Raw genomic sequence first — 22,935 nt, forward strand, 5'->3', positions numbered from 1 at the left:
ACTACTCCTTCTTCAACAAACCCTCCATCGCTTGTAACCGGCTCAGTACGGTGCTATCGACTAACGTGCTGCCGAGACGGATCTGTAGGCCAGCGATATAGCGGGCATCAGTGTGAAAGGTCACTTCCACTTGGCGCTTGAGCACTGTGCGCAAGCGATCGCTGATTTGATCTTGTTCATGTGGAGGTATAGCCGTTGCTGAGAAGACAATGACCGGCTGAGTGCCTTTGGCCGCATCGGCAAGTTTCGCGAAGGCCTCGGCGATTTCAGGAATAAAGGCGACGCGATTCTTTTTCACTAACTGTGCTAGAAAGGCTTTTCCGGCTGGAGGACAGCCCAGGCGTGAACCTAGTTCTGCAAGGACAGCAATTTTATCCTCGGCGCCATATGCCGGTGACGCCACGACATGGCGCAGCTCGGTTGAGTCCTTGAGCGCTTGCCTTAACCCGGTTAAGGCTGTGCGGGCTGACTCGATTGTGGAGATGTCGAGTAGCTCAAACAACGCCTGTGCGTAACGTCGCGCCACTACTGTCTTAATCACTATATCGATCCGTTCTCTGTTCTATTTGGCAAAGAAGGAAGTCTTCCTGCTCTAGCAGGAAAATGGGCGTGCAAAGTTAGCATTGCCGGATAAGTGCTGTCAATATGATGCCGGGAATTTGAGACCGTTAGCCCGCATTATTCATGACTGTTCGTGGCGAAATCGCCACGCCGCGTCGTGAGACTGGCGCGCGGAGCCCGGAGGACCTGAGGCCTACTGTGCACGTCGAAGGTCCGAGGGGCGAGCCTGCCGGCTTGTTGCAACAACGGATCGGCGATTGCAGCAGAAGAGTCCTGAATAATGCGGGTTAGAATGATTGGATGATACCGCCGCCCAGTACATGATCGTTTCGATAGAAGACCGCTGACTGCCCTGGGCTCAACGCTCGCTGGGGTACATGAAAGGAAATACGCAGGGTGCCCTCTGAAAGGGGTTGGATGGTTGCGGGCGTGGCAGCTGTAGCATACCGGACTTTAATGTCAGCCTCTGTTGGTCCGGTGAGGAGGGAGGGGTCGAAGAGATTGAGATCCGTAATGTCACAGTGGCTGCGACGTAGTGATTCTTCTGCTCCAAGCACGACGGTATTGGTGGCCGGCAGTACTTGCTGTACATAGAGCCTGCGGCCAGTGGCAATACCGAGACCTCTCCGCTGGCCTGGCGTGTAGAAGGCGATACCGTCATGTTCGCCCAAATATTGGCCCGCATCGTCGACAAAGGCCCCTGGGTTCTTTGCGGAGGGCGATTCCTTTTCGATGAAAGTCCGATAATCGCCGTGGCTCACAAAACAGATTTCCTGACTTTCCTTCAATTCTTCGACAGGAAGACCCAAGGCCCCTGCTTCCTTCCATACGTCCGCCTTCTCCATGTCTCCCACAGGAAAAAGTAGGCGTTCGAGCCACGCGTGGCGGAGACGATAGAGGAAGTAGCTTTGGTCTTTCTTAAGATCCGTTGCTCGCTGAAGCGTCCGCATTCCCCGGGATTCGCCAATGCGAACATAGTGGCCGGTGGCCACAAATTTGATTCCGCGTGTGTTCGCAAGCTCGATGAGACCACGCAGCTTGACCCGCTCGTTGCACCTGACACAGGGGTTGGGTGTTGTCCCTTCGAGATAGCCGGCCACAAAGTTGTCGATGACGCCGGCTCGAAAGGTTGCTCTGGTGTCGACGACCTCATAAGGAATTTTCAATGTCTGTGCGACAAACCGGGCAATACCGACCTTGCAGCAGCCGCGTTCCTCCCACCGCTTAGAGGCCGCGACGGTTTCATCTTCGTGTTCCCAGACCTGGAGCGTGACGCCGTGGACGTCGTACCCCTGGCGAACGAGGAGCGCTGCCGCGACGGAGCTGTCCACTCCACCGCTCATGCCGAGAAGAACTGTAGGGCGAGCCATACAGTCGCTATTCTACTGGGAAGACGGGAAAAGGGCTAGAGGGCGCGTCCTCTGACTAATGGGCGGCCGCGACGAAGCTGGGTGAGATATCGAGCGCGAGAGCGCGGTCGTTGCTCCAATGATGCGCACCCATATCACACATGCCATGGAAATGAGAGCCTTCTTCGATTGCAATAACCGGGGTCCGGATATCACCGACAAGAACACCGGGTTTAAGGATGAGAATTTTTTCACTAGCAGTGATAGTGCCATTGATCTTGCCGCTATTCATGAGGACTCCGGCTGACACGATACCCTCGATCACTGCATGCTCACCGACGATGAGTGTCCCAGTTGTATAGATCTCGCCTTCGACTCGTCCATCAACCCGGAGGGTGCCGTCAAAACTGACGACCCCCCTGAACTCCGCGCCTTTTCCCAAAAGGGTAAGGTTTTCACTGTTCTGCTCATGTTGTTGAACGCGTTCTCTTGTCGGCCACATGATTGCCTCCTACAGTCCTCTCCCATGCCTGCACAGTGTTCGCCAGACAAGTAAAGAGCTGAAAAATACCTACATATTAATATTTCCCCTAGCCATTGACTCGTTTGATGCCAGGGGGCATGATCATTCCTACGGGGTGCAGAGAGACTTCCCTGGGGAGTTCGCGCACGCCGTGAGCCATTTCAAGGGCGCCGTTAAATAGTACTCCATCTTCCATGGAAAGGACCGGCGTCTTGACGCTCCCATTCATCACCGCTGGGGCGCGGAGCTTCACGCACTCCTTGGCAATGACATCTCCGGTGATTTTACCCTTACACACAACGGTACCGGCAGTAATTTTCGCCTGGATGACGGCCTCTTCGCCAATCAGTAAGACCCCGTCGGTATGAATTTCTCCGTCGAGGTATCCGTCAATTCTCACCGTGCCGCTGTAGGAAATCGTACCTTTGAATTCGACTCCTTTTCCGACAAAGGCACTAATATCCCCAGTCCCTTCGGGAGTTGTTGAGTTGCCGGTCACCATAATCACCTCTTCACCTTTCTGCTCGCTTGAGCTCTTTTCTTCTTTTTTATCCTGCCCCCACATGAGCGCGCCTCCTCGATTTCATGACATTCCTATTTCACCACGGGTTCAGTGCCATCAAGGAAATAGTGGATCAGAAGGGGAATAGTCACGAATACGTAGAAGCAACAATTATGCCTCTAACGATCGCGATTCATGTGAGACTGAAATGAGATTCTGATTAGTTCAGAAGTCTCTCAAGAATCCCGTCGAGTTCAGGAGGAGAGAAGTAGTGAATGACGATTTTCCCGCCACGCCTTCCCTTTTGTATAATGACCTTTGTGCCCAATCGTTTTTGCAATCGCTCCTCAACATCGGACCAGGCTGTTTCCCGTACTTCCTTTGTCGCGCGTTTCTTCGCGATTGATGGGGATTCTATGACTTTTTCCGTTTCTCTTACGGATAGAGATTTTGCAACGACAAGGTGGGCGATTCTGAGTTGTTCGTTCTGGCTGGAAAGACCGAGAATCACTTTTGCGTGCCCCATCGAGAGTTGATTCGTCTCGATCAGCTGCTGGACCTCCAGAGGGAAATTCATAAGACGCACGACGTTGGCGACCGATGACCGCTCACAGCCAACTCGTTGCGCAATTATGTCCTGAGTCAGTCCAAATTCGTTCATCATCCTATGGTAGGTCCTTGCCGTTTCCATGGGATTGAGATCAGCCCGTTGAAGATTTTCCACCAACGCAAGGACGACAGATTCTTCATCGCCACAATTCCGAATGACGGCTTGAATGGTTTCCAGCCCCGCCTGCTTCGCCGCACGCCAACGCCTTTCACCGGAAATAAGCTCGTAGATGCCATCGCCCTTGCGGCGTACCAAGATTGGTTGTAGCAATCCACTTTGCTTCAACGAAGCAGTGAGTTCTGCCAATTCTTGTGAGGGAAATGCTTGTCTCGGTTGGTACCGGTTTGGAACAATCGAATCCACAAGCAGATGTTGAACCTCAGGCAATTCCGGCATCGACACAGGTTTGGCAGCGGGAAGCAGCGCGTCCAATCCTCTACCGAGCGCTTTCTTCTCCATGGCTCACAAACTCCTTGGCTAATGACAAGTACGCTTGAGATCCTGACGATGAGGCATTGTATAACATTGCTGGCCGTCCGTAACTTGGAGCTTCAGCCAATGTCACATTGCGAGGAATCACTGTGTCGTAGACGACATCCTTGAAATACTCGCGAACTTGTGCAAGGACTTGACGCGCTAACGTATTCCTCGCGTCAAACATTGTCAAGACGATCCCTTCCAGCTGAAGGTCAGGATTAAAGGACTGTCGAACGCGATCAATGTTTCCAACCAAGCGGCTCAAGCCCTCCATGGCGTAGTATTCACATTGGACCGGGACTAAAATGCTGCGAGATGCGACGAGCGCATTGACCGTCAAAATGCCCAAGGTAGGAGGACAGTCGATAAAGATTACATCAAACAACTGATCAACATCTCGCAGAAAATTCCGAAGCAGTTTTTCTCGTTCTTCAACGTTCACCAGCTCGATTTCTGCTCCAGACAAGTCAGCATTTGCCGGCAAAAGTGACAAACCGTTCACTTCTGTTACCTGTACAGCCTCGTGAAATTTAACATAATTAATCAAGCAGTTGTACACGGTTGTCTGTAGAGAACGTGGATCAATACCGAGTCCACTTGTGGCGTTCCCTTGTGGATCCATGTCCACAAGTAAAACACGTTTTCCAAGCAGTGCGACACCAGCGGCAAGATTCACCGCAGTTGTAGTTTTGCCTACGCCACCCTTCTGATTTGCGATTGCTACAATCTTTGCCATGTTCATTACCGGGGAACCATCTAGTAATTAATGTTCCACGTGGAACATATGCTTATTTAGTTGCTGAATCACTATGTAGTTCTCTGAATCACCGATACAACTCTCTTACCCGACCCCTGTGGGAGCATAAGAATCTTTTCGTCCACAAGATGAAAGGCTTCCCACATTTCCTCATTATTAATGGGGCAGGTTCTATACAAGACCACCTTTCCTTTGGGGGCGAGTAATGTAGGAATATGCATCTGTATTCCTTCACATTTCAATGCCCTTATCACAACCGTGTCAATTAGCTGCCTAAGCGGCCATTGAGCATATTGTTCGATTGTCCCATTAAATATTGACACATCTTGAAGTTTTAACAAGCCGACCACTGAATTAAGGAAAGAACATTTTTTCTGAACCGGCTCCACTAGAACCAGCCGCACGCCAGATTTCATGATTTTAATGGGGATACCAGGAAAACCTCCTCCAGAACCTATATCAAGCACCAAACTCTTATCTGTGAAATCTGTCGTGACGAGTGCGGCGAGTGAGTCAACGAAGTGTTTGATGATGATTTCATCGGGGTCAAGGATAGCTGTGAGGTTAATTACCCTATTCCACTCAATGAGATGAGTGAGATATCGCAGAAACTGCTCCGCTTGAACTTCTCCGATTGCCAGCCCGAGTTCCCTTGCAGAGCTAATTATGAATGTGCGTAATTCAAGTTGATGTTCCACGTGGAACAATTACGCGAATCAGCTAGTGAGGTCAAGATATTCCGAGATGAAAAATAAAAATCTTTGTGCTCGCCCGCTTAGGGGGAGACTTTCTGCAGGCTATCCCGATCGGATTCGCCTTTGTATTTTTCAAGAGCCACTAGGAGTAACGAAATAGCTGCTGGTGTAACTCCTGAAATCCTCGACGCCTGACCAATAGACTCTGGACGAACTTTCTTTAACTTCTCTCGGACTTCTCTAGAAAAACCAGGAATCCCATCATAATTGAAGGCCACAGGAATTGGCTTAGTTTCGAGTTTCTTAAATCGTCCTATTTGCTGAAGTTGGCGCTTGATATAACCGGAATACTTAACTTGTAATTCTATTTCATCTGCAGTTTCATTATCTTGTACAGAATCTATCTCGAGTGCTTCTAGCAAGGATCTATAGCTCGCACTCTGGCGCCGTAAAAGTTGAGCCGCGGTACAGGGCCCAGATACATCCTCAATCAGAACCTTTGCCAAGCGCTCTCGAACGCAGCCCGTAAGCTTTGGCCTTAAATCTTCGAGCCGTTCAATTTCATCTTCAATAGTTTTCTGCTTTAACTGAAACCTGGAATAGACTTCGTTGGAAATCAATCCAAGCTTCGATCCAAGATCAGTTAGCCGGAGGTCGGCATTTCCATGGCGCAGTAATAAACGGTACTCTGCCCGTGATGTAAACATACGATAGGGCTCACGAGCATCTTTTGTAATGAGATCGTCGATGAGCACACCAATATAGGCCTGCGACCGGTCAAGCACGAATGGCGATTCATTTCGAATTTTTAACACTGCATTGATACCTGCCATCAGACCCTGAGCCGCTGCCTCTTCATATCCTGACGTCCCATTGATCTGGCCTGCATGGTAGAGCCCAGCCATGATTTTAGTCTCAAGAGTTTGGTGCAGTTGCCGTGGAGGAAAGTAGTCGTACTCGATCGCATAGCCTGGCTTGAGCATGGTAGCCCGCTCTAGTCCTGGAATCGTTTTCAGAATCGCGGCCTGGACATCAACCGGCAGGCTCGTGGAAATTCCATTCGGGTAAAACTCATGACTATCCAACCCTTCGGGCTCGATAAAAATCTGGTGACGTTCCTTATCCGCGAAACGTACGACTTTATCTTCGATCGATGGGCAGTATCTCGGTCCCACCGACTCAATGATGCCACTGTAGAGTGGCGACCGGTCTAGATTGCGCTGGATTAATTCGTGTGTCGTTCGACAGGTATGGGTCAAATGACAGGGGAGCTGCCGATTCTCAATCCTGTCGGTTCGATAGGAAAATGGCGGAGGCGGATCGTCGCCCGGCTGCGGCGACATGGCGGAAAATTCTATGGTCGTTCCATCCAAGCGAGGGGGTGTACCGGTCTTGAGCCGACCAAGCTCGAACCCCAGGTCGCGCATACAATCAGACAGATGTTCGGCCGAGGCCTCGCCGGCTCGCCCCGCAGGAAAACGATTCAACCCGATATGGATAAGTCCCTTAAGGAATGTACCTGATGTCAGAATCACGGCCTTCGCCTGAATGTGGTCGCCTCGATCCGTCACGACGCCTGTCACCGAGCCGCCATGCGTCAGCAAGCGGTCGACCGTCCCCTCGCCAACCGTCAGCCTTGCCTGCCGGCTCAACGTGCGTTGCATGGCCTCTCGGTACAGCTTCTTATCGCATTGGACCCGGAGGGCTCGAACCGCCGGGCCTTTACTCGTGTTGATGAAGCGGAACTGGATGCCGGCTTGGTCGGTGTTCCGTGCCATTTCCCCACCCAGCGCATCGATTTCTTTTACCAGATGTCCTTTGGCGATTCCTCCAATTGCCGGATTGCACGACATCTGCGCGATGCGATCCTGATCCATCGTGAGTAGCAACGTCTGCGCCCCCATGCGCGATGCGGCTAAGGCAGCCTCGCAGCCGGCATGACCTCCGCCCACCACAATGACGTCCACAGACTGTCCCATGATTATCCCATCCCTATTTGCCGACACAGAACTCTGAAAAGATCCGACCAAGAATCTCATCTGTCGTAATGGCGCCCGTGATTTCCCCAAGCGCGTCCGCTGCAGCCCGCACATCGATCGAAATAAGTTCCCCGGCCATCCCACCTCGCACAGACTCGAGAGCCTGGTCCAAGGAAGTACTAGCCCGGCGTAACGCGTCACGATGTCTTGCGTTTGTCACCATGAGACTTTCTCCTGCCTCAAAACCTCCGGACACGAGCTGAGCGAGAAGAGCGGACTTCACCACCTCAATCCCCATCCCTGTTTTTGCAGACATGATATAGACCAGGCGGTCAGTCAGCGTGGGGTCCCTCTCCACAGTTTCAGCCAGATCCGCCTTATTCAGCAACACCATGTGCTTGCGATCCCTGACCGACCTCAACAGCTCCCGGTCATCGCTCGTGAGGGGCACCGACCCATCGACGACCACCAACAACAGGTCTGCCTCATCCTGTGCGGCACGCGCACGTCTGATGCCTTCCCGCTCAACCACATCGTCCGTCTCTCTCATGCCGGCCGTGTCCGCCAGATGAATCATCACCCCGTCAATATCGATGGATTCTTCGATCACATCCCTCGTTGTCCCAGGAATCGCAGTTACAATCGCACGTTCTTCCTTCAGAAGCCGGTTCAACAAACTGGACTTACCAACATTCGGGCGTCCCAAGATGACGACGTGTGCTCCTTCCTTCAAAATTCGTCCATCCCGCGCCGTCGCTTCCAGTTTTTGGACGACTACACGGGCGTGACTCACGATCCGTACGAATTCATCCTGTTGAAGAAAGGAAATATCTTCGTCAACAAAATCAATCCCTGCCTCAACATGGGCCAGCACAGTCAGGAGGGAGGCCCGAGCCTGCTCGATCTCATGAGCGAGATCACCCCGTAGCTGGCGCTGCGCGATATTCAATCCGGCGGATGATGCGGCCCTGATCGTATCGAGCACCGCTTCTGCCTGGGAGAGATCCAGGCGCCCATTGAGAAAAGCCCGCTTCGTAAACTCCCCCGGCTCAGCCATCCTTGCACCGGACTCCAGACAGACCCGGCACACCAGCTCAAGCACCAACATTCCCCCATGCGACTGAATCTCCACCACGTCTTCAGCCGTGAACGATCGCGGGGCCTTCATATAGACCACGAGCGCTTCATCGATCAGGCCCGATACGGGCAGGCGGTTACGAACGGCACGAACTTCGCCATGCTTCTCCAAAGCAGGAATGACAAGATCGGCAAGGTGCAGTGTATGGGAAGAAACCGATGAGAGGGAATCACCAGACCGAAGCCGGACTACTTGGGAAGCAATCGAAAGCGCCTGAGGGCCGCTTAAACGAACGATCCCGATGCCGCCTTGGCCTGCAGGGGTGGCAATAGCACAGATCGTGTCGTCGAGCCCTCCACGCATGATGACTTCTATGCGTTCGTGCTGCGGCTCTGCTCGGTCCCTGCCGCGATGAGTGCCTTGTCATGCAGCAGAAACCGATCCGTCACCAACTGTTGAGTGATAGTCAGAATATTGTTCGTCATCCAATACAAGACAAGGCCAGCGGGAAAGTTTATGAACAGAAAGGTCATACCGATCGGAAGCATCAACATGATCTTCGCCTGAGTCGGATCCATCGTGTTGGGCGTAATCTTCTGTTGAATAAACATGGTCGCGCCCATGATGATCGGCAGCACATAGAATGGATCTTCCAACGATAAATCGGTCACCCAGAGCATGAAGGGCGCTTGACGCAAATCAATCGACATGTAGAGGACATTGAACAGGGCTACGAAGACCGGCATCTGCAACAGCATCGGGAGAATGCTGCCCAGCGGATTGACTTTCTGCTCCCGGTACAGCTTCATCAGCTCTTTGTTCAGTTTGTCACGATCACCTTTAAATTTTTCCTGGAGCGCAGCGATCTTGGGTTGGATCGCCTTCATCATTTTCATCGACTTGTAACTCTTGTATTGCAACGGCACAAAGAGCAGCTTGATCCCCAGTGTGAGCAGGATGATGCAGACCCCATAGTTAGGGATATACTCATGAATAAATCTCAGCACATAAAAGATCGGCTTCGCCACGGATTTCACAATGGTCCAACTCCCGTAGATGAACCATCCGAAATCGATCATGTCCTCCAGGCCCACGTTCAACGATCGGAGCGTGTCATACTCCTTCGGGCCTGCATATAGCTGAAGTGCCACCGAGGATGTTGACCCTGATGCGGGCATTCGTACCCCTGCCGACACGACCTTTGGAGCTTCCGTCTTGACGAGAACGGCCTCACCCTGCTTCGGCATCATGACCGTGAGGAAATATTTATCCTGTAAGGCGACCCACTGAACTGCCCCCTTGAGCTCAAGCTCCTTCTCGGGCGTGTCCTTGTCTATTTTGTCGTCTACACGAGAGGCCGAGCCGATCAGACCGATAAACCCATCACCCCATTCCACGATACCGAAGTTCGTCCCCAACCCGACCTCGTAGGCCTCAGTCACTCCCTCCATGGCGACCGCGACATCCACCATGTAACTGCCATGGTGGAACGTGAGCCGTTTCTCCACGCTGAGATGGGTGACTGGATCACGGAATTGCATCGTGACATGCCCGACGGGATGAGCGGCATCGAGACTGGTGAAGTCTTTCTCAATGCTATAGAGCCCTTCTCGAATAGTCTTATCGATGTCGGCATTGGGGACCGTAATCGAGAGTGGGCCCCTAAACTTCCCGCCATGATAGACCAGCTGTACCGGCTTCGCTTCGGGAGGCTTGGTATGGTAGCGCTTCAGTTCTAAGCTTTGAATCACCCCACCACGATTCGAAAGTCCGATGCGGACCAGATCGGTTTCAACCGTGATCGTCTGTTCCAATATTGTCGGAGAATGAGCCGGTGAAGGGGCGCCGGATTTTTGGCCGGATTGAGTTGGAATGCTCGAACCGGTCGGGGTACCGCTCTGACTCGTCACGTTGGTGGAAGCTGGCTCTTGCCCCTGGGAAGAAGTGTCCGTCGCAGTGGTATTCTCCGCAGGGGGCGGTTCAGGCATCCACCCCATCTGTCTCATGAACAAGTCAAACCCCAGGATGACCCCCAACGAGAGAACGATAAAGACGATGATGCGTTTGTCCATAAGTAAACCGCTACCCTGATGTGAACATGAGCAATGCTGACTCTACGAATTCACTGGATCAGCGCCGGCTCGTCCTCATCGCTGCGGAGCAACCGTTGGCGCCGGAGCGATGATAGCCACACCTCTTTCAAGACAGCAAAGGGTTGCACGATCGAATCACGTTTGGGGAAAACCACAAGGCTGTGTCCTGTGAGTAAGTGGCCGCGCAATTGCCGAGTGAGTTCCCGAAACAAGCGCTTCGCTCGATTTCGGCTGACTGCGCCCCCGAATCGCTTTCCTACCACAATTCCAATCCGGCTGCTCCCCTGGTCAGTCCGGCAAATCACCATATTAAACAAGGAGGTCGAAATACGCCGACCATGCTCTTTGGCATACTCGATATCGAGGCTGCGCTTGAGAAACAGCTCCCTATCGCCTCCACCCTGCGGCATGACCATCATCCTGGGAGAAGGCAGGTTCGTACAGCACATCCATTTCGAGGCCCGATCTCCGGACTCGGTCATGACCACACAATGTCATCATGCTGTTGGGAACTACCGAGTCTGGGGGACGTAACGGAGGGGGAAAATTCCTTCGTGAAGCCCTAGCCAGCGTGCCTGACCTATACGGCCAAGCGGGCCCGCCCCTTCGCACGGCGACGAGCCAGGACCTTTCGGCCGTTCTTTGTGCTCATCCTCTTACGAAATCCATGTTCACGTTTCTTCTTGAGGTTCGATGGCTGCTGAAATGTAAACGACATACAATCACTCCTGGCCTAAAAGACTCACGAATAACAGGGCATTATAGGGAGGGGCCGCCAGCCTGTCAAACGAGGGGCTAGCCCGTCTGCAAGAAAACAAGTCTCGCGATCACCGGTTATCTCGGGCATGACAGTCGCATGAAGCGGGATATTTCCCATCCGTCGATCCACAATACCATCGGGACAACCGAAGCCTGATCTCCGTGACCCAATCTCCAAAAGATCCTTCGACCAGATTGACAATGACTTTAGGTGTGATCAATCCAGGCGAGTGTGATACTGTTTCTCGTCGTGGGAGCCGGCAAAGCAGGAGTTGTACGAGCCATCCTCAATCCAAAGACCGAGGCAGAACGGCAGCTTCCTGCATCATTGGGAGCACCAGAGGACGGCCGCCTCATTTGGCATCTCGACTGAGCAGTTGCTTCCGAGCTTCCAGAGCATCGGAGTACAAGCGCGTGAGGGTAGGATGATTCTTGCCGGAGATATCGGGGGTACGAAAACCTACTTGGCCCTGTTCGACTGGCACGAAGATCGCGTGGATCCTGTCAGGCTGGAATCATTTCACAGTGCCGATTACACCTCGTTGGAGGACATGCTCACAGAATTTCTCGTCCCGCCGAAGCCCCCGACTCCCTTTGCCGAACTTGCAGTCGGGAAAAGTGAGGCGGTCGAGCTGGAACCGGAACCGCCAACGGAAGGGCCGCTGAAGATCGACGCGGCTTCTTTCGGCATCGCCGGGCCTGTCATACAGAACCGGTGTCAGACCACTAACCTCCCCTGGGTGGTCGATGGGGCCACGCTGGCGAAGCGCTTCGACATACCGAAAGTGAAGCTGCTCAACGATCTTGAAGCTATGGCCCACGGGATTCTGCTCCTCCGACCGGACGAAGTTCATATTCTCAACGCAGGCAATCCACCACCGCACAACCAGGCGATTGCGTTGCTCGCAGCAGGAACGGGATTGGGCGAATGCATCCTCTTTTGGAACGGCTCGCGCTATCAAGCCATGCCGTCGGAAGGCGGCCACGCAGACTTCGCACCGAACAACGACAACGAAATCGAATTGCTGCGCCACCTGCGCAGTAATTACCTGCACGTGAGTTACGAACGGGTGTTGTCCGGACCAGGTCTGCACGCCATCTATGACTATGTCCGAGACAGCAAGAAAAATGAGCCGACCTGGCTCTCGGAAGAGATCAAAGCCGGTGACCCGGCGGCAGTGATTGCAGAAGCAGGGCTCAAGGGGCGGGCAGACATCGCCAAACAGACGCTCGACCTGTTCGCCTCCATCTATGGAGCAGAAGCGGGCAATCTTGCCCTGAAAGCTATGGCACTCAACGGCGTGTATCTGGGCGGCGGCATCGCACCAAAACTGTTGGCCAAACTGAAAGACGGAACTTTCATGAAAGGTTTCACCAACAAAGGCCGCTTCAAACGCCTGATGGATTCAATCCCGGTGAAAGTGGTCATGAATCAGAAGACCCCCCTACTCGGTGCCGCATCCGTTGCCGCAGCCCTTGCCCATAGCCCCACACCATCATGAGCAATCAGAACTTGGAAAGCTCGAAGAAGGCCGCCGCGTTAACAGCTGTCGAGTTCGTCCGTGATGGGATGGTCGTAGGCCTTGGGACCGGCTCAACAGCCAAGCATTTGATCATCGCGTTGGGGGAAAAAGTCCGCGCGGGGATGAAGTTGCGAGGCGTGCCGACCTCCCACGAGACTGCCGAGTTGGCCAGGCAGCAGGGCATTTCACTCATCGACCAGGACAACGCCTGGATCATCGACGTGGCAATCGACGGGGCGGATCAGGTTGATCCCAACTTCAACCTCATCAAAGGTGGAGGCGGCGCGCTCTTGAAGGAAAAGATTGTCGCTGCCTCAGCCAGGCAGTTCATCGTCATGGTCGACCATACAAAGCGAGTTCCGGTATTGGGGGGATCCTTCCCGCTCCCGATCGAAGTAGTCCCATTTGGCTGGGGCAGTACGGCGCGCGAGATCGAAGCGCTCACGAAAAGCCGGGTGGTACTCCGGGAGCGAAACGGTGCCCCATTTAAAACCGAGTCTGGCAACCTGATTGTGGATGTCCACATTGACCGCATCGAACAGCCGCGCGAGCTGGAAATGTCGTTGAACCACATTCCTGGCATCGTCGAGACCGGCCTCTTCGTGAACCGAACGGACATCTTGATCGTCGGAACTCCCCAGGGCGTCGAAACCCAGCATGCATCGAGGACATGAGTGAGTCTCTCAGCAGGCGCCAGGTGTTCAGGACCTTGGCACAGGCCTGCTTTCTGCTGGCCCTTCCAGTAGCACAGACATTGCTCGCAGCACTGGCGCCGGCAGGCGCCGCAACTTCAACTATACGACCGGAAGGTGAAGAAATGAATCTTGATGACAGTCCCGGCAGCATGGACCCCTATCGATTGCCCAGACACATTCTTCCCCATCGATACGATCTCCGGCTCGAACCAGATCTCGACCGCGCGACATTCGCAGGGAGGGAAACCGTAGTTCTCACGATTACCCAGACGACTGGCTTCATCGTTCTCAATGCTGTTGATCTGGTGATCTCATCCGCCATACTGGAAGGGTCATCAAGTACGCGACAGAATGCCACGATTGAGCTACACGACTCGACGCAACGCTGTCAGCTGACGTTTTCTCAGCCCATTGCGCCAGGTGAATGGAAGCTGCACCTGACCTTCCAGGGGAAATTGAATGACCAACTGCGCGGGTTCTACCGCAGTACCTATAAAGACCATGCCGGCGTCACGCACTGGATGGCCGCGACCCAATTTGAAGCCACCGATGCCCGTCGGGCCTTTCCCTGCTGGGACGAACCGGATTTCAAAGCGGTGTTTGCGACAACTCTGGTCATCGATCCGCGCTTGACCGCTGTCTCAAATACAGCAGTTGCATCAGAGTCCATCGAGTCAGGCAAAAAAGTCCTCCGGTTTGCCGACAGTATCAAGATGTCGACTTACCTTGTCGCCTTCATCGTTGGAAAGATCGAAACCACCCAACCAATATTCGTCGGGAAGGCGCCCCTACGGCTCTGGACCGTTCCTGGCAAGCAACCGCTCACGTCGTTCGGCCACGAGATTGCAGTGGCCTCGCTAAAGTTTTTTGAAGAGTACTACGGTATTCCCTATCCCGGCGACAAGCTGGATCTGCTTGCCATTCCTGACTTTGCGTCCGGCGCCATGGAAAATCTCGGGGCGATTACCTTCCGAGAAACCGCCTTGCTGGTCGATCGACAGAGTGCCACGCATGGAGAATTGGAGCGGGTGGCCGATGTGGTCGCGCATGAAAACGCGCACATGTGGTTCGGGGACTTGGTGACCATGTCCTGGTGGAATGGGCTCTGGCTGAATGAGGCCTTCGCGACCTTCATGGAAATGCTGGCGGTCGATGCCTGGAAACCGGAATGGAAACGTTGGGAAGCCTTTGGCAGCTCCCGCGCTGCGGCCTTCGCTGTCGACGGGCTACACAGCACCAGACCGATCGAATATCAGGTGCAGGCTCCCAAGGACGCCGAAGCGATGTTCGACGTCCTGACCTATGAAAAGGGCGCGTCAGTGCTTCGGATGTTGGAGCAGCACATTGGCCCGATCGTCTTCCGCGACGGTGTCCGCGACTACTTGCGCGCACATGCCTATGGGAACGCGGACACGAACGATCTCTGGGTATCGTTGGGGAAGATCGCCAAGCATCCGGTCCCTGAACTCATGGACAGCTGGATTTTCCAACCAGGCTTTCCGTTGATCACGGCTGAACTGCGGAAAGGTGTCGAATTCGTGTTAACTCAACAGCGCTTCACCTACCTGAACCCCTCACCCCTTACGCCTCACCCTTCACCACCTGTGACATGGCACATCCCGCTCCAGATGAAAGTCACAGGCGGCGGTAAGACCAGCAGCTCTCGCATGTTGCTGACGGAGAAGGAGACGACAGTTCCCCTCCCTCACGATTGGGAGTCGGTCCTATTGAACGAGGGGGGGCATGGATTCTATCGAGTGCGTTATGGGCAAGATCTCATGGATCGGCTTCTGAAGAGCGGCCTCGATCGACTCGCTGTCACCGAACGGTTCAACCTCATTAACGACGCCTGGGCCACCACTATCGCTGGCCTCATGCCCCTCACGGGCTATCTTGACCTGACAGCCCGCTTCACGACAGAGGAGGACAAGAATGTCTGGGCTGTGATCCTGGACTCCTTCTCCTTCCTCAATCGGATTGTCACCGTAGAAGATCGGCCGATGCTTGAAGCCTTTGTACGAAGTCGGCTGAGCCCCGCCGTGACCTCGTTGGGTTGGGCACCACGAAGCGGCGAGAGTGAAGGAACGAAACAATTACGAGGTGAACTGATCGGCGCCCAGGGAAGGCTCGGCAATGACCCAGTTACCCAGGAGCGCGCAGCCGAACTCTATGGGGCCTATCGCCTCAACGCGACAGCGGTTGATCCGAATGTCGTCCCTTCGATCGTTGCCATTCTCGCTCATACGGGCGATGCAACCAGGTACGACGAATTTCACGACAGATTCCGCACCGCCGTGACACCACAAGAAGAACGGCGCTATCTCTTCTCGCTCGCGGCATTTCAACCCAAGGCCTTGGTCGAACGCACACTTGCCCGCACCATCAGCGGAGAGATCCGAACGCAAGATGCGCCCTTTCTTGTCAGCGCGGTCCTGGGCAATGTTTACGGGAGAGAGTTGGCTTGGGATTTTGTGAAAACGAACTGGGAAAAGATGGACCGGTTGTTTCCCAAACAAGGGATGCGTCGACTCTGTAGCGGGATCAGTAACCTGGCCACGCCGGAACTGGAACAAGATGTGCGCACATTCTTCGAATCTCGCAAGATCGACCTGGGAGGGAAGACACTCGATCAAAACCTCGAACAATTGCGGATTATCGTCGCGGTCAGAGAGCGAGACAGCCGCACCTTGCGCTCGTACCTCGCCCAATATCGCTAACTGGCTGCCCGGGCGGCTTGAGGCGATTCAGCACTCTGTAGTAGGCTGAGGGCATACAGCCTACTATGACTCGGAGGGGCTGATGAAGCGGATTTGCCGCCTGTTGATAGTTGGTTTGGTCGTTGTCACTACCGGCTGCCTGATTGGGTGTTCCGGAAACGATAGCCAACAAGACTCTGAGCTTCCTACCTCTACCAGTGTGACACTCCAAACCGTCACAACAGGTCTAAATTTTCCGGTGTTCATGACCACAGCTCCGAACGACAACTTCCGTCTTTTCATTGTCGAAAAAGGAGGTCTGATCAGAATTCATAACAGGAACAGTCCCTCCCTGAGTCCTACTACTTTTCTAAACCTTAGCGGACTCGTTTCAACAGTAGGAGAGCGGGGCCTTCTGGGGATGGCCTTTGATCCCGGGTACATCACGAATGGTCAGTTCTATGTCTTCTACACGAATCAGAACGGCGATCTTGTGATCGCTCGTTATATAAGAGCGACGTCGGACGTTGCCAATCCAGCTTCCGCAGTAATTCTGCCACCCACCATTCAACGTAATCCAAACTTGTCAAACCATAACGGAGGCATGCTGGCGTTTGGTCCAGATGGCTGCCTCTATGCCGGCGTCGGCGATGGAGGAGGAAGTGGAGACCCGAACGACAACGGGCAGAATCTGAACAGCAGGCTCGGAAAACTCTTGCGTATCAATCCCGCAACCGGGGGACCCTGTCTCACGGGTTTCCCTCCCAACCCGTTCGTAAGCGGAGGCGCCCCCGAAGTCTGGAGCTTCGGGCTGCGCAACCCCTGGCGGTTTTCCTTCGATCGGGTAACAAATGATCTGTATATCGGGGATGTTGGACAAGGGGCAAGGGAAGAACTAAATGTCTCACTCGCCCCGAACGCGGGGCGAGCGCTCAACTACGGCTGGCGGTTCATGGAAGGGTTTTTCTGTTTCAATCCCTCCAGCAATTGCAACCCTGGCACCCCTCCTTTGACTTTGCCAGTACTCGACTATCCTCACGACGACGGAGCCTGTGCGGTGACGGGCGGGTATGTCTACAGAGGATCAGCAATGCCGGCGCTGCAAGGCACCTATTTCTATGGAGATTTTTGTGCGGGCTTTGTGAGGAGTTTCCGGTATCAGAATGGTCAACCAACAGAGCAGACAGAGTGGCCTTTACTCAGTCCGCCGGGTGGTTCTGTGGCGAGTTTTGGAGAGGATGCGGCTGGTGAGCTCTATCTCATGACCCAAGGGGGCGGGCTTTTCAAGTTTGTCCCCAATTGATGGACTGCGGTTAGCCTCTCGAAAGGGGGGTTGCTGCTGAATGTCACGAATTTATACAATTGGACCCCAGGGCCACTCACAGAGGAGCCATCATATACAATGCGCAGCTACAGTTGCCCGAAGTGCGGGACCGTGAAGACAAGACTCGCTCCACGCCATGGGGTCGCTGATCGGCTCCTCAGCACCCTGACTATTTACCCTCTGCGTTGTCAGCTCTGTACCCACCGCTTTACCACCTTCCTCGGCAAGCTCAAAGCCAACCCTCGCCGCAACTATGACCGGGTCACGGTCCAGTATCCGGCACAGGTTCGCCCAGTCCATGATTCCAGCCAACGAGTCGTTGTCGAAGGGGTGCTCTCGAATCTATCCCTGCGAGGGTGCCGTGTACTCACGAGCCAGCGTATTCCGATGGGCTGCCAGGTGATGCTGGAATTTCATCCTGCCGAGTACGATAATCCCATCATGGTCGACGGCGCCCTTGTCCGCTCCCGCACTGCTGAAGGAATCGGCCTGCGCTTTTCCAGTTTCCTGCGTTCGGAGGAACGGCGTCTCCGCCGCATTCTGGACTTGCGCCTTCCCGACCACGCCATCTAACAGAATGCTGAAAAAGGGCGGCGGGGTAGCTGGGACGATCCCCGTGCTCGCGCAACGCGCGGCCTTGGAAGGCCCTCGCTGGACGCGCGCAGTTGGGATCATCCCACCCACCCCTTAAGTGATCGTTCGCTGCAGTCGCGCTGACGGCCGTTTTGAGCATCCTGAAGCTGTTGAAGCATCCGGGCCACTCCGGAATATTCCAACGATGCTTTGTGTATATCCAGGTTTTCCGCAGTCTGCTAATGGTCGTTCGTCCTTCGCCCATGCTGTGATTCCTTTGATTCATAGCTTCTCTCCCTCTTCATTCTCCTCAGTAAGCAGACCGGTTGTCTTCCACTGCGCGCGTCCAACGAGGTCTTCCGATCCCATGACTGCTTTCTTAAAGGGAGCGGCCCAGGCTGCCCTTTACTGCGCGCATCGAACGAGCACATTCTTATCGTGCGCGTTCTGCGAGCAAGAAGGGGACCTGAGCCGCTCCCTTCCATCCTTTTTTATTCGTGTCGGAGCACGGCCAGCGGCGGTTGGCCGAGAATCCGGTAGGTACTTGCGAAACCCACGATCAGCGTCAGCAACATCGTGAGGAGAAGGCCGATGCCGAGCACCCATGGTTGCATGCCCCAGGGAAGTTCGAACACAACCTGCACCAGTGCCCATGACAAGACACTCCCGAGGGCCAGCCCGATTAGTCCGGCAACGGCGCCCAGCAGGACATACTCCATGGCAAAGGCGCGGGCAATCAGACCACGAGTTGCGCCCAGGGCCTTGAGAATGACCGATTCGTAGAGGCGCCGGTAGCGTGTCGCTGCGAGTGCCGCCGCCATGACCAGCCCGCCGGCTGCCACACAAAATAACGCCACGGCCCTGATGGCCAGCGAGAGACGATCGAGCACCTTTGCAAAACTATCGAGCACGTCACCGATATGAATCGCGCTGATGTTCGGGAATGAGGCGACGACCGCCTGCTGCAACGGCATCTCTTTCTCCGGCGAAACCCGGACCGTCGACACATAGGTTAACGGCACCCCGTCAATCGAGCCGGGGGACAGGATCATATAGAAGTTCGTCGAGAAGTTTCCCCATTCGACTTTGCGGATACTGCTTACCTCCGCTGACACAGTGGTCCCCTGAATATCGAACTCCACGGTTGAGCCGATCGTGAGTCCTAAATTCAAGGCCGCGTCTTCTTCCACTGACACCTGTGGGGTTGAGAAGGTTTGCCCGGCCTTCCACCATTCCCCCTTGACCACTTTATTGTCTTTCGGGAGGTTGTCGAGGAAGGTCAGTACATATTCCCTGGTGAAGTACCACTGTTGACCCCGTCCCTCTTTTCCCTCCCCGCTCTTGTCGCGCTTTTCCGCCCCCTCATCTACCGTGACGGCACGGCCATTGACCGCATGGAGTCGCGAACGTACCAGCGGCGTGAGCTCCGGACGGCCTGAGCCGGTCTGTCGATCGACCAGCGACAGGAATCCCTTCGCTTGATCGGGCTGAATATCGATAAAGAAAAAGGTCGGGGCATCCGCCGGACGATTCTCCTGTATCTGTTGGAGCAGCGCCCGTTCCACCAATGACACAGTCACGATCACCATCACGCCGATGCCGATGGCCACCATGATTCCGGTCGCCTGGCTCCCCGGCCGGACGACGTTACCCAGGGCATAACGGAGGCTCAAGATGCGAGGCAAGGGGACGGAGGCCAGCCCCAACACGAACAGCCTCGCACAGACATAGAGGATGGCAATGGCAAGGGACAACGAACCGAGAAACAGGAAGCCGACAGACAATGAACCTGCTTGCCACACGGAGAGGGCGCACAACCCGAGAATGATCACTCCCGCCGTGCCGACATTCCAGGGATCGGCCAGTTCCCATTTCACCCACCATTGTGACGGAGGGGTCCCATGCTTGACCGTCGCCAGTTCCGCATCCTGCCTGAAGATCGCACCAGGGTGAATCTCTCGAGTCTTCAACAGGGGCCACAGGGTGAACAGCAGCGTCGACAGGAGTCCTAGCGCCGCTCCCTTCATCAAGGGCCAGCTCGAGGACCACGATAATTCTGCTGAGACACCCAATTGATCGAGGAGGTCAGACCCGAACAGACCGGCGATGAGAGACGGCAATCCTCGCTGGAGTGCCATGCCCAACAAGATTCCCGCGAGGCTTCCGACTGATCCCAAGAAAATCGCTTGCGTCACATAGGTCAAGACCACGGTGGCCGAATCAGCACCGACTGCTTTCAAGATCGCAATGGTCCGCAGCTTGTCGCGCAAGAAGGCATGAATCGAGGTTCCGACTCCTAGTCCACCGATGAATAGGGCGGTCAGACCGATCAGTCCGAGATACCGGGAGAGCTGATCGAGAAATTTCCTCAACTGTGACTGGGATGTGCGATAGCTGGATACGCGAGCGGAATCCGACGCCAGCCGGTCGCGCAGCTCTGAGAGGAGTGGCTCCAGCGGCAGATCGGACGGAATCTTCACGAGATACCGTTCTCGCACGCGGCTTCCTGGCTTGATCAACGCCGCCGCCTGTAATCCCTCCTGCGTCACCATGACCCGTGGTCCCAACGTAAAGGCATTGGCCATCCGATCCGGCTCGACCCGCACAATGCCGGTGATCAGAAACATCGCTTGGCCGATCTTCAACGGATCTCCGACCGAGAGACCCATTCGAATCAGCAGCGATTCCTGTACCACCGCGCCAAAACAGGTCTGTTTGCCACAGCGGCGCTCATCAGGGTGGAGCAGCACCTCGAGCGGTTGCGCCGGGTCCAGCCGGACCGTTCCATACAGGGGGTACATCGATTCGACCGCTTTGAGTTCGATGATCTGGGTCGGTTGGCTCGCAGTTGGTCCGCGGGTTGTGCGCGAGGCCATGGCGACCAGCTCGCTGACGTGGGTGACGGCCAGACCTCGATCGCCCAATTCGTGCAGCACCGCCTGCCCTACGAGACTCGGGGAATGAGTCAGACGAATCTCAAGATCGCCGCCCAACATCCCCCGCGCCTCCTTTGTGACGGCGCGTTCCACATGGGAGCTGAACAATGACACCCCGACCAAGGCCCCGACACCGATCGCAATACAGGCGAAGAAATAAAGAAAGTGCCGCCAGGCCCCCCTGGTTTCACGCCAGGCCATCCTGAAGATGAAAGGATTCACAGGGATGACTCTGCGGCTCGATGGTCTGAACCGGTCAGGGTATCGGATTCGATGCGGCCGTCGCGCAACGCAATCACGCGCTCCATGGAGGATGCGAGCGTGAGATCATGCGTGACGAGGACTAAGGTGGTTCCGTAGTCGCTATGGAGAGCACGGAGCAGATCCATCACGTGCTGTCCCGTGGACGAATCCAAGTTGCCGGTCGGCTCGTCAGCCAATAGGATCGGGGGGTGACAGGCGAAGGCTCTGGCCACCGCCACCCGCTGTTGTTCGCCGCCGGACAGTTGGACGGGATAATGATGCAGCCGTTCTTCCAACCCGACCGTCCTCAATAGATGGGCCGCGCGATCCATGGCCTCGGGCATCCCTGCCAACTCCAACGGCACCAGGACGTTTTCCAGGGCGGTCAGGGTGGGAATGAGATGAAAGGATTGGAAGATATAGCCGATGTGGTCGCGACGAAACCTCGCCAAGGCGCTTTCGCGCATCGTCGAGATCTCGACACCATCCAAGGTGATGGAGCCGGACGTCGGGCGATCCAGCCCTGCGATGAGTCCCAGCAGAGTGGACTTCCCGCTTCCAGATGGGCCGACGATGGCCACGCGCTGCTTATCGGGAATCTCGAAGGAGACGTCGTCGAGGATCGTAATCTGATGGCCTCCACCAGCCAAGCGCATCGTGAGATGAGAGAGTGTGATCATAGTGAAGCGTATATTATACTGGAGAACGATGTGCCGCCTACCGATTCTCACAAAACTATTTTGGCTCTCTCTCTCCCTGACCCTCCTAGTAGGCTACGAGTCAGGCATTGCATCCTCCTTTGCCTCCCTGTCTTCTGGTTCCCCTCGGGATGGGGCGGGACCGGGTCTTCAAATCGATGTCACGGCGCAGCCGGGCCGGTCGAAAAGTCACGGATCAGCCGAACGCCCACGCATTGTCGCCTTCGGCAACAGCCTGACGGCCGGCCTAGGAGTGCCACCAGCGCAATCATACCCCGCTCATCTCCAACGGGCATTGGACGCAGCCGGCTATCCCTATCTGGTTGTGAACGCGGGGGTGAGCGGTGATACGACAGCCGGAGGAGTCCGGAGGGTTTCCTGGGCCCTGAACAGCAAGCCGGCAATCGTCATTCTGGAACTCGGCGCCAACGACGGGCTCCGCGGCCTCAGCCTGCAGGAGACGAAAGCCAATCTGGAACGGATCATTCAGCAGTTCCAACAGGCCTCGGTCACCGTCGTGCTAGCGGGGATGAAACTCCCTCCGAATTATGGGCAGGACTATACTGACGGGTTTGAATCGCTCTACCGATCCCTTGCGAAACAGTATCGCCTGACACTGATCCCATTTTTTCTTGATGGTGTGGCTGCCTCATCCTCGCTCAATCAGGCAGACGGTATTCATCCGACAGGCGAGGGCTATCGCATCATTGTCGAAAGGGTCTTCCCGGTGCTCGAGCCGCTACTGAAGTGAAAACGGTAATTGTGATTGAGGGAATAGGAAGGGGGCAGGGTGCCCTGCCCCCTTTGGTTCAGACTGAAACCGATACGTCGAGCGCTCGACTATTCCGGCATGCCGTGATCGTC

At 55.0% G+C, this 22,935-nt stretch carries 20 protein-coding genes and 1 pseudogene; 7 read left to right on the forward strand and 14 right to left on the reverse strand.

Annotated features, from left to right (window positions below):
• Position 1: 1 nt before the first annotated feature.
• From atpH to rpmH, 12 genes are all read right to left on the reverse strand, one after another.
• The gene (gene atpH / locus HZB34_14180) at positions 2-541 is read right to left on the reverse strand and encodes an ATP synthase F1 subunit delta (protein MBI5317109.1); all 540 of its coding nucleotides are present in this window, start codon (positions 539-541) and stop codon (positions 2-4) included.
• Positions 542-848: 307 nt separating this feature from the next.
• On the reverse strand, positions 849-1,931 hold the full coding sequence (gene mnmA / locus HZB34_14185) for a tRNA 2-thiouridine(34) synthase MnmA (GenBank protein MBI5317110.1): 1,083 nt from the start codon (positions 1,929-1,931) through the stop codon (positions 849-851).
• A gap of 55 nt (positions 1,932-1,986) precedes the next feature.
• Complete coding sequence (locus HZB34_14190) at positions 1,987-2,412, reverse strand: polymer-forming cytoskeletal protein (GenBank protein ID MBI5317111.1); 426 nt, start codon at positions 2,410-2,412, stop codon at positions 1,987-1,989.
• Positions 2,413-2,500: 88 nt separating this feature from the next.
• Positions 2,501-2,998, reverse strand: coding sequence for a polymer-forming cytoskeletal protein (locus tag HZB34_14195; protein ID MBI5317112.1), 498 nt, complete (start codon positions 2,996-2,998; stop codon positions 2,501-2,503).
• A gap of 157 nt (positions 2,999-3,155) precedes the next feature.
• Positions 3,156-4,004 (reverse strand): ParB/RepB/Spo0J family partition protein, encoded by an 849-nt coding sequence (locus tag HZB34_14200; GenBank protein MBI5317113.1) that lies wholly within the window; start codon positions 4,002-4,004, stop codon positions 3,156-3,158.
• Positions 3,982-4,758, reverse strand: coding sequence for a ParA family protein (locus HZB34_14205; GenBank protein MBI5317114.1), 777 nt, complete (start codon positions 4,756-4,758; stop codon positions 3,982-3,984). Before HZB34_14205 ends, HZB34_14200 begins: the two co-directional genes overlap by 23 nt.
• Positions 4,759-4,829: 71 nt before the next feature.
• Entirely contained in the window at positions 4,830-5,477 is a 648-nt protein-coding gene (rsmG, locus tag HZB34_14210; protein MBI5317115.1) for a 16S rRNA (guanine(527)-N(7))-methyltransferase RsmG, read from the reverse strand.
• A 77-nt stretch (positions 5,478-5,554) separates the two neighbouring features.
• Complete coding sequence (gene mnmG / locus HZB34_14215; GenBank protein ID MBI5317116.1) at positions 5,555-7,453, reverse strand: tRNA uridine-5-carboxymethylaminomethyl(34) synthesis enzyme MnmG; 1,899 nt, start codon at positions 7,451-7,453, stop codon at positions 5,555-5,557.
• A gap of 13 nt (positions 7,454-7,466) precedes the next feature.
• Positions 7,467-8,894, reverse strand: coding sequence for a tRNA uridine-5-carboxymethylaminomethyl(34) synthesis GTPase MnmE (mnmE, locus tag HZB34_14220; GenBank protein ID MBI5317117.1), 1,428 nt, complete (start codon positions 8,892-8,894; stop codon positions 7,467-7,469).
• A gap of 8 nt (positions 8,895-8,902) precedes the next feature.
• Complete coding sequence (yidC, locus tag HZB34_14225; GenBank protein MBI5317118.1) at positions 8,903-10,603, reverse strand: membrane protein insertase YidC; 1,701 nt, start codon at positions 10,601-10,603, stop codon at positions 8,903-8,905.
• Between the two features lie 50 nt (positions 10,604-10,653).
• The gene (gene rnpA / locus HZB34_14230; GenBank protein ID MBI5317119.1) at positions 10,654-11,034 is read right to left on the reverse strand and encodes a ribonuclease P protein component; all 381 of its coding nucleotides are present in this window, start codon (positions 11,032-11,034) and stop codon (positions 10,654-10,656) included.
• Between the two features lie 170 nt (positions 11,035-11,204).
• Positions 11,205-11,342: a 50S ribosomal protein L34 gene (rpmH, locus tag HZB34_14235; GenBank protein MBI5317120.1), complete on the reverse strand. Its 138-nt coding sequence runs from the start codon at positions 11,340-11,342 to the stop codon at positions 11,205-11,207.
• 137 nt (positions 11,343-11,479) lie between these two features.
• On the opposite strand from rpmH, the pseudogene HZB34_14240 reads away from it, so the two are divergent.
• From HZB34_14240 to HZB34_14265, 6 genes and pseudogenes are all read left to right on the forward strand, one after another.
• A pseudogene (locus HZB34_14240) lies at positions 11,480-11,812 on the forward strand (6-phosphogluconolactonase).
• The gene (gene glk, locus HZB34_14245) at positions 11,809-12,885 is read left to right on the forward strand and encodes a glucokinase (protein MBI5317121.1); all 1,077 of its coding nucleotides are present in this window, start codon (positions 11,809-11,811) and stop codon (positions 12,883-12,885) included. Before HZB34_14240 ends, glk begins: the two are co-directional and overlap by 4 nt.
• Positions 12,882-13,580, forward strand: a complete 699-nt coding sequence (rpiA, locus tag HZB34_14250; GenBank protein MBI5317122.1) for a ribose-5-phosphate isomerase RpiA — start codon at positions 12,882-12,884, stop codon at positions 13,578-13,580. Before glk ends, rpiA begins: the two co-directional genes overlap by 4 nt.
• On the forward strand, positions 13,577-16,318 hold the full coding sequence (locus tag HZB34_14255; protein MBI5317123.1) for a M1 family metallopeptidase: 2,742 nt from the start codon (positions 13,577-13,579) through the stop codon (positions 16,316-16,318). The genes rpiA and HZB34_14255 overlap by 4 nt, the downstream gene beginning before the upstream one ends.
• Before the next feature lie 244 nt (positions 16,319-16,562).
• A complete protein-coding gene (locus HZB34_14260; GenBank protein ID MBI5317124.1) occupies positions 16,563-17,600 on the forward strand; it encodes a PQQ-dependent sugar dehydrogenase in 1,038 nt (345 codons plus the stop codon).
• Positions 17,601-17,699: 99 nt separating this feature from the next.
• Positions 17,700-18,194, forward strand: a complete 495-nt coding sequence (locus HZB34_14265; protein ID MBI5317125.1) for a PilZ domain-containing protein — start codon at positions 17,700-17,702, stop codon at positions 18,192-18,194.
• Positions 18,195-18,685: 491 nt separating this feature from the next.
• Here HZB34_14265 and HZB34_14270 read toward each other — a convergent pair whose 3' ends face one another.
• A complete protein-coding gene (locus HZB34_14270; GenBank protein ID MBI5317126.1) occupies positions 18,686-21,352 on the reverse strand; it encodes an FtsX-like permease family protein in 2,667 nt (888 codons plus the stop codon).
• On the reverse strand, positions 21,349-22,053 hold the full coding sequence (locus HZB34_14275; GenBank protein ID MBI5317127.1) for an ABC transporter ATP-binding protein: 705 nt from the start codon (positions 22,051-22,053) through the stop codon (positions 21,349-21,351). Before HZB34_14275 ends, HZB34_14270 begins: the two co-directional genes overlap by 4 nt.
• Before the next feature lie 28 nt (positions 22,054-22,081).
• Here HZB34_14275 and HZB34_14280 point away from each other — a divergent pair, with 28 nt between their 5' ends.
• The gene (locus HZB34_14280; GenBank protein ID MBI5317128.1) at positions 22,082-22,822 is read left to right on the forward strand and encodes an arylesterase; all 741 of its coding nucleotides are present in this window, start codon (positions 22,082-22,084) and stop codon (positions 22,820-22,822) included.
• The last annotated feature ends 113 nt before the right edge of the window (positions 22,823-22,935 follow it).

It is taken from the genome of Nitrospirota bacterium (assembly GCA_016219645.1).
In the GTDB taxonomy this organism is placed as follows: Bacteria; Nitrospirota; Nitrospiria; order Nitrospirales; family Nitrospiraceae; genus Palsa-1315.

Coding starts and splice junctions, on each gene's coding strand:
- mnmA (MBI5317110.1), bottom strand. CDS start 1,931: ATGGCTCGCCCTACAGTTCTTCTCGGCATGAGCGGTGGAGTGGACAGC.
- HZB34_14190 (MBI5317111.1), bottom strand. CDS start 2,412: ATGTGGCCGACAAGAGAACGCGTTCAACAACATGAGCAGAACAGTGAA.
- HZB34_14195 (MBI5317112.1), bottom strand. CDS start 2,998: ATGTGGGGGCAGGATAAAAAAGAAGAAAAGAGCTCAAGCGAGCAGAAA.
- HZB34_14200 (MBI5317113.1), bottom strand. CDS start 4,004: ATGGAGAAGAAAGCGCTCGGTAGAGGATTGGACGCGCTGCTTCCCGCT.
- HZB34_14205 (MBI5317114.1), bottom strand. CDS start 4,758: ATGGCAAAGATTGTAGCAATCGCAAATCAGAAGGGTGGCGTAGGCAAA.
- mnmG (MBI5317116.1), bottom strand. CDS start 7,453: ATGGGACAGTCTGTGGACGTCATTGTGGTGGGCGGAGGTCATGCCGGC.
- mnmE (MBI5317117.1), bottom strand. CDS start 8,894: ATGCGTGGAGGGCTCGACGACACGATCTGTGCTATTGCCACCCCTGCA.
- yidC (MBI5317118.1), bottom strand. CDS start 10,603: ATGGACAAACGCATCATCGTCTTTATCGTTCTCTCGTTGGGGGTCATC.
- rnpA (MBI5317119.1), bottom strand. CDS start 11,034: ATGCCGCAGGGTGGAGGCGATAGGGAGCTGTTTCTCAAGCGCAGCCTC.
- rpmH (MBI5317120.1), bottom strand. CDS start 11,342: ATGTCGTTTACATTTCAGCAGCCATCGAACCTCAAGAAGAAACGTGAA.
- glk (MBI5317121.1), top strand. CDS start 11,809: ATGATTCTTGCCGGAGATATCGGGGGTACGAAAACCTACTTGGCCCTG.
- rpiA (MBI5317122.1), top strand. CDS start 12,882: ATGAGCAATCAGAACTTGGAAAGCTCGAAGAAGGCCGCCGCGTTAACA.
- HZB34_14255 (MBI5317123.1), top strand. CDS start 13,577: ATGAGTGAGTCTCTCAGCAGGCGCCAGGTGTTCAGGACCTTGGCACAG.
- HZB34_14260 (MBI5317124.1), top strand. CDS start 16,563: ATGACCACAGCTCCGAACGACAACTTCCGTCTTTTCATTGTCGAAAAA.
- HZB34_14265 (MBI5317125.1), top strand. CDS start 17,700: ATGCGCAGCTACAGTTGCCCGAAGTGCGGGACCGTGAAGACAAGACTC.
- HZB34_14275 (MBI5317127.1), bottom strand. CDS start 22,053: ATGATCACACTCTCTCATCTCACGATGCGCTTGGCTGGTGGAGGCCAT.
- HZB34_14280 (MBI5317128.1), top strand. CDS start 22,082: ATGTGCCGCCTACCGATTCTCACAAAACTATTTTGGCTCTCTCTCTCC.